Annotated in this window: 7 protein-coding genes and 1 pseudogene; 3 read left to right on the forward strand and 5 right to left on the reverse strand. The window is 71.4% G+C overall.

All coding sequences use genetic code 11. The annotated features are described in order from the left end of the window. From MXD58_RS14455 to MXD58_RS14465, 3 genes and pseudogenes are all read left to right on the forward strand, one after another. Window positions 1-792, forward strand: a pseudogene (locus MXD58_RS14455) (TerD family protein); the annotation flags it as partial. Window positions 793-1,021: 229 nt separating this feature from the next. Then, window positions 1,022-3,013, forward strand: coding sequence for a hybrid sensor histidine kinase/response regulator (locus MXD58_RS14460; RefSeq protein ID WP_248840421.1), 1,992 nt, complete (start codon window positions 1,022-1,024; stop codon window positions 3,011-3,013). A 249-nt stretch (window positions 3,014-3,262) separates the two neighbouring features. Then, window positions 3,263-3,625: a hypothetical protein gene (locus tag MXD58_RS14465; RefSeq protein WP_248840420.1), complete on the forward strand. Its 363-nt coding sequence runs from the start codon at window positions 3,263-3,265 to the stop codon at window positions 3,623-3,625. 84 nt (window positions 3,626-3,709) lie between these two features. On the opposite strand, the gene MXD58_RS14470 is transcribed toward MXD58_RS14465, so the two are convergent. The 5 genes from MXD58_RS14470 to MXD58_RS14490 form a co-directional block, all read right to left on the reverse strand. Continuing rightward, window positions 3,710-4,300, reverse strand: coding sequence for a TetR/AcrR family transcriptional regulator (locus tag MXD58_RS14470; RefSeq protein ID WP_250609406.1), 591 nt, complete (start codon window positions 4,298-4,300; stop codon window positions 3,710-3,712). A 225-nt stretch (window positions 4,301-4,525) separates the two neighbouring features. Next, on the reverse strand, window positions 4,526-6,019 hold the full coding sequence (locus tag MXD58_RS14475; protein ID WP_248840418.1) for an aldehyde dehydrogenase family protein: 1,494 nt from the start codon (window positions 6,017-6,019) through the stop codon (window positions 4,526-4,528). Between the two features lie 125 nt (window positions 6,020-6,144). After that, the gene (locus tag MXD58_RS14480; protein ID WP_248840417.1) at window positions 6,145-6,696 is read right to left on the reverse strand and encodes a hypothetical protein; all 552 of its coding nucleotides are present in this window, start codon (window positions 6,694-6,696) and stop codon (window positions 6,145-6,147) included. Window positions 6,697-6,746: 50 nt separating this feature from the next. Continuing rightward, entirely contained in the window at window positions 6,747-7,382 is a 636-nt protein-coding gene (locus tag MXD58_RS14485) for a hypothetical protein (protein ID WP_248840415.1), read from the reverse strand. A 120-nt stretch (window positions 7,383-7,502) separates the two neighbouring features. After that, on the reverse strand, window positions 7,503-8,231 hold a 729-nt coding region (locus tag MXD58_RS14490; RefSeq protein ID WP_250609407.1), incomplete at its 5' end, for an NADase-type glycan-binding domain-containing protein.

The following is an 8,231-nucleotide window of genomic DNA, read 5'->3' on the forward strand; positions in this document are numbered from 1 at the left end:
CCCCCGCTCCCGCCGCCCACACCTCTCCCCGTCGCCGGGCGTTCGCCGCTTGACCTCGGTGGACCGTCGGTGACGACCCCGGCCGCCGCTGCTCCCGCGACGGCCGCCCACGCGCCTCGCCACCGGTCATCGAGCCCCGTCGAGGTCGGCGAACGGTCCTCCCGCCACCGCCAGCGCGCGGAGCACGTCGGCACGCTCGACGACGATCATCCGGCCACCGTCTGGACCGCCGAGAAGCGCGGCTCCGGTGCCCTGACCGTGACCCTTCGATGGTCACCGCTGACGACCCGCACGGGCCTGCCCCGCCCGACCGACCTCCATCTCGGCTGCCTCTGGCAGGCCAGCGACGGGGCGGCCGGTGTCATCCAGGTCCTCGGCAACGTCCCCGGCGCCCTCAGCGCCCCTGGCCAGGGAGCCCCCCGCCAGGTGTTGCGGCTCGGCGCTCGGGACGAGCGGGAGGGCGAGACGATGTTCGTCCACCTGGGGGCCCTCGCGACGTTCAAGCGCTTCTTCGTGTTCGCTTACGGCCGGCGCGCCGCCCCGGAATGGTCGCTGCTCCGATCGGTCCTCACCGTCGCCGCGCAGACCGGCGAACACCTCACCCTGCGCCTCGGCGACGCACCCCCGGACGCCCGGATCTGCGTCGTCTCGTCGTTCCACGTGGTGGGTGACGATTTGATCATCCGACGGGAGAACGACTTCCTGGCGGGTACCCAGGCTGACGCCGCCGAGCGCTACGGCTGGTCACTGGACTGGAATCAGGACCGCACGTCGCCGCGCGAGATGCGGTAGCCGCGGGGGCGCCGCCTGCGGTGGCAGGCGCGGGACGCGGTCGTGGGGTGTTGCCTGGTCGATGTCCAGTCGCTGTCACGTCGCTGGTTCCCATCGTCGGGCCTCGCGGGGCGTGCCATGATGATCAACCCTGGCTCGCGGAGCACGGCCTTGCAACGGGCTCAACGCCGGGAGTACCGAGGCGGTGTGATCGACCAGCGTCGACGAAAGACCTTGTGGGGGAGGGGACATGACGTGGTGGCAGGTCAGCGCCGTGGCGAACGCCGTGATCATGGCCGCCTACATGGCGATCTCCATTGCCATCGGGCGGGCGCTGTGGCGGTCGGGGCAGTGGCGCAAGAACCGGCTGGGGCTCGCCACCACGGCGATCTTCTTCACCTGCGGCGTCCACCACGGCTGGCACACCGTGCACCTGTTACTGCCGGACCACGCGATGCACACCCTCACGGGTCATCACATGTCCGGTGATGGCGCCATGCCCGGCATGGACATGGGTGGCGGGGAGGCCGGCGGCGGCCCGGATCCCGACCGCGCCGAGGGCAACCCGATGCGCCTGGCGTTCAACGATCCCCGTACGACGGCCTGGGACATCCTCACGGCGACGGCCGCCGTCTGGTACTGGACGCTGCGAAGCCGCTTCCCCGCGCTGGTGCGCGGGGCCGCGGTGTTCGAGGACCTCAAGCTCCGCCAGGCGGCGGAGCAGACGTTGCGGGAGAGCGAGGAGCGCTACCGCGGCATCGTCGACACCACCAGCGAGGGCGTGGCCCTGCTCGACCAGGAAGGTCGGATCGGGTACGCCAACGCGCAACTGGCTGACCTCGTCGGGCGCGGCGGCCCGGAGCTGCTCACGGTCGATCTCGTGGACCTGGTCGTCGCCGAGGACCGTTCGAAGATTATCGATGGGTTGGCCCGCGTCCGCCGCGACGGGACGCACCGCGTCGAGGTCGGGCTGTGCCACGCCGGCGGACGTCCGGTGTCGGCCCAGGTCGCCCTGACGGCGCGGGCCGGCGCGATCGGCGAGGCCGAGGGGGTCCTGGCCATGGTCGCCGACGTCACCGACCAGAAGATCGCCGAAGCCCAGCTGCGGCAGGCACAGCGGCTCGACGCGGTCGGTCAGCTCGCCGGCGGTGTCGCCCACGATTTCAACAACCTGCTGACCGTGATCGACGGCTACGCCGAGATGCTGCTGACCCAGGCCGACGGGCCGGCGCGGGCCGATCTCAGCGCGATCCGCAGCGCCGCGGACCGGGCCGCCGGGCTGACCCGCCAGCTACTCGCCTTCTCTCGCCACCAGACGGCGAAACCGCGGGCGGTCGATCTCAACGAGCTCGTCGGCGGCATCGAGGAGATGCTGCGTCGCCTGATCCGCGAGGACGTGCACCTGATGGTCCACGCCGACGCCACGCCGGCCACAGTGTGGGCCGATCACGGGCAGCTCGAGCAGGTGATCGTCAACCTGGCCGTGAACGGCCGGGACGCGATGCCCGACGGTGGCTGGCTGACCATCGCCACCGATCACGTCATCATTGATTCCGCCGACGCCGCTCGGCTCGGCCTCTCACCGGGTGGCCACGTGGTGCTGAGCGTCACCGACACCGGTCATGGCATGCCACCGCAGGTCCAGGCGCGGGCCTTCGAACCGTTCTTCACCACCAAGGACAACAAGGGCACCGGCCTGGGCCTGTCGACCGCCTACGGCATCATCCGCCAGGCCGGCGGGCACATCACCGTCGACTCGGCGCCGGGCGCCGGCAGCACGTTCCGCGTCTACCTCGCCGCGGTCGCCGCGGTCGCCGACCAGCGGCAGGCCGATCCGAGCGCCGAACGCCCCGCCGGCGGCGACGAGACCATTCTGCTGGTCGAGGATGATCCGGCGGTTCGCGAACTGACGGAACGCATCCTCACCGCCGCCGGTTACCGCACGCTCGTCGCCGCGAACGGTCAGGAGGCGATCGACCTGACACGCCGCCATCCCACCATCGATCTGCTCGTCACCGACGTCATCATGCCCGGCATGAACGGACGTCAGGTGGCCGACCGGCTCACCGGGATCATTCCACGCCTGCCCGTCGTCTTCACTTCAGCACATACCCATGGCATTCTCGACGAACGGATCGAGGAAGCTGCGGTGGCCTTCCTCGACAAACCCTTCACCGCCGCCACGCTCACCCGTACCATCCGCGAGACCCTCGGCCGCCGCGTTCCCTCCCGTCGGCCCTGATCCGAACACACCCCCGCCGGCGGCGGCGAGGGAACCTCGCACCCGTCCTCGGCTCGCAGGCGCGAGGTTCCCTGGCTGACCTGGGTCAGGCGGAATTACCCCAGCCGGCGGCCATTGTGGACTCGATGTGATTCATGAGTGAGTGCAGGGCGGCGGCCGGGTTCAGCTCCAGCACCTCGCTGTCCTCCTCGTAGATCAGGGTGTGACCGGCGGGGAAGAAGCCAGCTCGCCGACGTGATCGACATCTTCATGACCATCACGGACACCAGCATCGGCCGCATGATGGGCTGGGCGGCACTCGAAGGCGGCCTGTCGGCCGACACCTTCGGGCCATCGCCGGCGCTTGGCCAGGTGGTGTCGATCATCGAACGGGAGGCGGTCCAGCACGGCCGGGAGATCCCGGCCGAGGACGCCCGGGTGCTGGCCGCCTTCCTCGAGGTGGCCGCGCTCGGCTGGCGTCTGTTCCGGTCGATCGGCCTGACCGCGGCCGGCGTCGACCCGAGCACGGACGCCGACGAACGGGTGACCTCCTGGCTGCGCGTCCTCGCCCGTTCGGTCGTCGTCGACGAGGCGAGGAGTGAGCCGCACCAGCCGTCGACCGACGGCGCCTGAGCCGCCCGCGGTCGCGACCCAGTGGGTTCTGGGGCGAGCCCTGACAGTTCGGCCGGTCGCCCGGTGGGGTGACCCGGGTCGCCGCTACCGGGCCGTCCCCGGCGCGAGGATGCGGATGAGCATCTCGACGACGTTGTCCAGGGGATGGTGGTCGGCGGCGGCGAGGGGTACGAAGATCCGCCCGAGGATGATGCCGTGCATCACGTCGAAGATCTCGTCGACGTCGAAGCCGGGGTCGACGCCGGCGGCCGCCACGATGGCGTAGAAGTGCGGCCGCAGGGAGAACTGCAGCCACTGCGCCTGGGGCGGAGCCTCGCGCTGGTAGGCGGCCATGAGGCCGGGGATGGCCGCGCGGGCCGCGGGCGTGCCGAGGCCGCCCTCGAACAGGCCCAGGAGCCGGTGCAGGTCGACGCGTAGGTCACCGGTGGGTTCGAGGGCGGTGTGGGTGAGGGCCGAGAACGCGGCTTCCTCGATGAGGGCCAGGCGGGTGGGCCAGCGGCGGTAGATCGCGGGCACGTTCATGCCGGAGCGCCGGGCGATCTCCTGCACCGTGGTGCCCGCGAAGCCGGACTCGCCAAGGAGCTGACGGGTCGTGTCGAGCACCACGCGTTCGATGTTCGGATCGCGGGGTCGTCCGCGCGGCCTTCGCCGCGGCGTTGACTCGATCTCGATCATGGCTCCCTGCCTGAGGCGGCGGCTCCCGTGCTCCTGACCACTGCGGCAACCATGGCTGCTCCCGGTGACGCGGCCACTCCCGCTCGTTAACGTAAGAGAATCTTACATAAATAAGTCGGGGTGCGGGCGCGAACCGGCGCGCGCCGGCCGAGATTCACGTCATGGTCGGCGTCCCCCCAGGGGGGACGCCGACCATGACGTGCCGCGGCGACCGGCGCGGCGCGCTCAGCCAGCGGCGGGCGGCGCGGGTTCGGCCAGCGCCTTCTGCTCGAGGTACTCCTCGAAGCCGGCGACTCCCATCTCCCGGCCGATGCCGGACTGCTTGTAGCCGCCGAAGGGAACATCGGCGCCGTACCACAGGCCGCCGTTGACCGAGATCGTGCCGGTGCGGATGCGCCGGGCGACCCGCAGCGCCCGGTCGCGGTCGGTGCCCGCGACGCCGCCGGACAGGCCGTAGATCGACTCGTTGGCGATGCGGATGGCGTCGTTGTCGTCCTCGTAGGGGATGGCGACGAGAACCGGCCCGAAGATCTCTTCCTGAGCGACGGTCATCGAGTTGTCGACGTCGGCGAGCAGCGTGGGCTGGTAGTAGTAGCCCTTCGGGAACTGGGTCGCGATGGCGCCGCCGACGACGACGCGGGCGCCTTCCTCGATGCCCTTGCGCACGAGCGAGTCGATCCGTTCGAGCTGGAGTCTGCTCACGATCGGGCCGGTCATGTTGGCCGGGTCCTCGGGATCGCCGTACGTCGCGGTGGCCAGCATCGCGGCCGCCGCTTCGACGCCCTCCTCGTAGCGCGACCGCGGGAGGAGCAGCCGGGTGCTCGTGGCGCAGCCCTGGCCGCCGTGGGTGCAGACCCCGAACACGGCGGGGATGGACGCGGCGCCGATGTCCTCGACGTCGTCGAGGACGATGTGGGCGGACTTGCCGCCGAGCTCGAGGAACACCCGCTTGATGGTTTCGGCGCCGGCCACCATGATTCGCCGACCGACCGTGGTAGAGCCGGTGAAGCTCACCATGTCGACGTCCGGGCTGTTGGTGAGGACCTCGCCGATGCTCTTGTCCGAGGACGTCACGACGTTGAAGACACCGGCCGGGATGTCGGTGTGCTCGGCGACGAGGCGGCCGAGGGCCAGCGCCGTCCACGGGGTGTCGGGGGCGGGCTTGAGCACGACGGTGCAGCCCGCCGCGAGCGCCGGGGCGACCTTGGCGATGTTGATCTGGTTCGGGTAGTTCCAGGGGGTGATCGCGGCGACGACGCCGACGGGCTCGCGCTCGACCCACCGGCTGGCGGGCCCCGCCATCGTGGGGGCGACACCGAGCTGCTCGCTCCACGCGTACTTCTCGGCGAGGTCCGCGTAGTAGGACACGAATTCGATCGGGGCGCCGAGCTGCGGACCGTCCAGCAGCATCCGGGGGGCGCCCACCTCGGCGACGGTGATGTCACCGAGGGCGTCCCGGTGCTCGACCAGCGCCTTGTGCAGCTGGCGCAGGCAGCGGACCCGCAGGTCCACGTCATGGGCCCACTCGGTCTCGTCGAACGCCCGGCGCGCGGCGGTGATCGCCCGCTGGATGTCCGCCTTCGACGCGTCCGCGGCGACACCGATGACGGACTCGTCGGCCGGGTTGATGTTGTCGTAGGTGGCGCCGCCCTCGGCGTGGACGAGCTTGCCGTCGATCAGCAGTCGTTCCTCATGCCACGAGTTCTCGGTAAGCGGCATCGGCCTCTCCTTCGGGTCATCGCGGACGCGTCCCGGCGGTGAGCGGGGCCGCGCCATCGGTGCGGTTCATGCGGTTCGTGTGGTTCGTGTGGTTCGTGTGGTCATGCGCCTCCCGGGGGAGGCGATCAGTCTGGCGGCCACTGGTAGGCGCCGAAGATGGCGGCGGTGACCATGCCCGGCGGGGCGCCCTCGACGGTGACCCGCACGAGGAGCTGCCCGACGACGCTGCCCGCCGGGAGGGTGGCGGCGGGCAGTTCGACCTCGTGGGGCGTGGTGACGGTGTCGATCGAAGGGCGGATCTCGTCGAAGCGCAGGCCGAGCACGTCGGCGGTCGCTGCGAGGGCCTGCTCGTACTGGATCGACACGGCCTGGAACATAGTGGATTTGGTGTTGATCTGTTCAGGTTGCCGGCCCATGCCCATCAGGTCGACGAGCATCTCCCGGCCCGCAACACCGCGGCAGTCGACGATTTCCCGCCCGATGATGCGGTCGACGCGCTGGGACAGGGCGGTGCGAGTGGTGGCGAGCCGCTCGAACATGAACCCGGGATGCTCGCCGGCGGCGTGGAAGCGGGTACCGGCGCGCCGGCAGGCGGCCCGTACCCGCTCGTCGACCGGCGGGCCGAAGGTGGGGGCCGGGGGCCGCCCGGGTCCTCCCGGCGGCGGGAACTCCTCCACCGCCGCCGGACATCCGGGGTGCGTTTCGACCTGACGGTCCGCGCGCACCCCTACAGCCGCGGGAGCCACAGCGCGGCGTGGGTGTCGCCGGAGGCGAGGTCGGACGCTCCAAAGACCGCGCCGACGTTGTCGATGTCGGTCGGTGTCGCACTCTGGCCGCCGAGGGTGCCCAGCGCGGTGCGCTGCCCGGCACGCCACAGCCAGCCCAGGGTCGTGGCGGGCTGGCCGGGCTGCGCCGCGGCGCCGGTCGTCAGGATGACCTGGTCGCGTTCGTTGACGCCGATCGGCCGGGCGGTCGCGCCATCGACGGCGAGGGCGCTGATATGGCCCCCCGCCCAGGCGAACCCGTCGGTGGTTCCGGCCGCGGTCAACGAGGTGCCGATGACCAGGCCGTGGTCGTTGACCGCACTCGCCTGGGAGAAGGTTCCACCGAGAGTGCCCAGATCGGTCATCTTGCCGTTGGTCCACAGGTAGGCGTGGGAAGGGGCGTTGATCGCGGGATCGCTGCGCCCGACGACCGCGAACCATGAGCTGCACGGAGATTCCGGTGGCGGCCGGGGTCGGACGGGCGCCGGCGCGGACGTGGTCCCGAGCGCCGGCCGCACCACCACGGCTGCCTGTCCCGGCGGGTTCGGCGCGCGTCGTCGACCGGCCACGCCTTGGGCTGGTTGTTCCTTCGCGTGCATGGCAGCACCTTTCTCGTGACTGCTTCCTACACCCCACCCGGGCGAAGGCAGGCTGGGATGGTCTTCAACGGGCGGCCCCGGGCGCCCGGGGCGGACCCGCGGCCGGGGTGCGTGTCGCGCTCAACCCGATGGGTGACGTCGGGCGAAGAGTTCCAGTTCGGCGATGGCCACCTGCCCGTCCGAGGGCTGTGGATGGTAGGCGGAAACAACGGTGAGCATGAGGAAGCTGACGTGCCGGCCGCGCACCGTGAAGGTCTGCGGGCCCGCGGCGTCGGCGCACCTGATCGTCGTGTGGTGGGTGTCACCGCTGGTGTCACGGAGGGTCAGGTCGATCCGCTCGGGGCGGCCCGTCGAGGCGAACTCGTCCGACCCCACGCCAGCGCCGGGCGTGATGACCAGGTCCAGGAGGTCCACCGGCCGGTCGAACTGAACGCCGAGGTCGCCGGTCCGCTGGTTCGGCGTCGACGTGGCCCACCAGGTATTGGAGAACTTGTCGATCAGAAAGCTGGACGGGTGTCCCGGATCGGCGGCGATGGAGGTGATCTGCGCGGTGGACAGCGCCACCGCGGCGGGCCGGGTGAAATGGTCCTGGACTCCCGTCACCAGCTCCGACCCACGCAGGGCGAGCGCCGTCGCGGCGCCTGCGACGACCGCGGCGAGCAGGCACAGGCGCAGGAGTCCGCCCGGTCCGTGCCGCGGGCGCGGGCGGGTGCCAGCGGGTGGCGAGGTCCGATCGCGCCATGCCCTCAGCCGCTGCCACCACGTCCGCCGCACCGGCGCCGCCGCGCCGGGAGCCGGCACCGAGGTGGGGGTGATGCCCGCGGCACCGAGGGCGGCGGAGAGCACCGC

Origin of the sequence: Frankia sp. AgKG'84/4 (assembly GCF_023242965.2) — a bacterium.
Taxonomy (GTDB): Bacteria; Actinomycetota; Actinomycetes; order Frankiales; family Frankiaceae; genus Frankia.

Coding starts and splice junctions, on each gene's coding strand:
- MXD58_RS14460 (WP_248840421.1), top strand. CDS start 1,022: ATGACGTGGTGGCAGGTCAGCGCCGTGGCGAACGCCGTGATCATGGCC.
- MXD58_RS14465 (WP_248840420.1), top strand. CDS start 3,263: ATGACCATCACGGACACCAGCATCGGCCGCATGATGGGCTGGGCGGCA.
- MXD58_RS14470 (WP_250609406.1), bottom strand. CDS start 4,300: ATGATCGAGATCGAGTCAACGCCGCGGCGAAGGCCGCGCGGACGACCC.
- MXD58_RS14475 (WP_248840418.1), bottom strand. CDS start 6,019: ATGCCGCTTACCGAGAACTCGTGGCATGAGGAACGACTGCTGATCGAC.
- MXD58_RS14485 (WP_248840415.1), bottom strand. CDS start 7,382: ATGCACGCGAAGGAACAACCAGCCCAAGGCGTGGCCGGTCGACGACGC.